A 1,289-nucleotide genomic window follows, 5' to 3' on the forward strand; every position below is an offset into this window, starting at 1 on the left:
ACCTCCGCTTTGATTCTTGGTCAAGACACCGGTCTATTGGTTTGAAGGGCAGAATCATAAACTTTCTTTACCTGTTAGAAAAACCGGGCAAAATACGCCCGGTCCTCAATCTCCAGCCGTGTGTGCTGGGCTCATGTCTTTTCGGTGCTGAATCGCCGCTCCGATTGCTCGCTTGCCGCGGGCGCACCGTGAGCCTCCTCAGACAGGCAGGAATCTGCGTGGTCTCGCCACGCATCAACAAGGCGCGATCCCGCAGGCGCCAGAGCATCTCCGTGTTTGATGCACAGTCTTTTGCGTGACCAAAAATCATATACTCTCTTTGTCTGCAAAAAATCCTGAGATTCGGCGCATCGCCATCCCAGGATTCATGGTTACAACTTATTCATCTTCTTGAACAGAGTCTTCAATATAAAAGGTTCCATTTTCTTTAAAACCAAACCGTTTCGGCTCATCATTCGTTTTTGAGGATTCTGCATCATTATATAATGTCATTCGCTCGCGAAGTTGATGCGCGTATTGCATCGCGCGCATCACTCGCCCTCCGAACGGACGCGCGTTCATGGGCAGCTCAATGTGCTTTCCGCGCGACAGCAACACCGCCACACTCCCTTTCTTTTCATTGTCTGACCATTGTCGTACATGTGAGAAGGACAGCCAAGCACATGTGTCCGAACGTTCCGTCATCGAAGACAAGAACACAATACCGAGTTCGCCGCAGACACATATCGGAGGCATACTTTTGTACCCCATTTCTATAGCTACTTTTTTTCTACCACTATAGGTAGAGCCATAATAGCCACAAGACTGTGCGACAATCGTTTTGGGAAGTGCCTTGATGTAGCGTTGTGCTGATTCTTCGATCACAAGGGTGCCTCGGCTCCCATCCGGTAATTCACAAGGAACCAATGCCATGGTCTCAGGACGAATAATGTAGTTTTTTTCTGTTTTCATTCAATAACCTCTTTTCTGATCGTATTCATAAACACAGACACAACAGCATTTGAGTGGAATCCACCGCCCCCGGGGAAAAGCATTTAGCGGTTTCTAAAGGAGAGAAGAATTTTCAAAACAGAGGATCAATGCCCCTGTTCTTATACCTATTATTATACAAATATTGTCATAACTTTCAATTATTTAGCAGCTTTTATTTTCAGAAAAAACGCTCTTTTCACAATTTGTTCATAATTATCGGAATAATTGAGCAAATTTGTGCAGCAAATAAGAAAAACCGGGCAAAATACGCCCGGTCCTTAATCTCCAACCATGTATGATGGACTCGTGTCTTTTCG

1 protein-coding gene is annotated in these 1,289 nt (G+C 45.5%); it reads right to left on the reverse strand.

Annotated elements, in window-relative coordinates; all coding sequences use genetic code 11:
* Positions 1–378 precede the first annotated feature (378 nt).
* Positions 379–951, reverse strand: a complete 573-nt coding sequence (locus SIN01_RS14735) for a competence protein ComK (protein ID WP_010026947.1) — start codon at positions 949–951, stop codon at positions 379–381.
* Positions 952–1,289 lie beyond the last annotated feature (338 nt).

It is taken from the genome of Sporolactobacillus inulinus, assembly GCF_006539285.1.
Classification (GTDB): Bacteria; Bacillota; Bacilli; order Bacillales; family Sporolactobacillaceae; genus Sporolactobacillus; species Sporolactobacillus inulinus.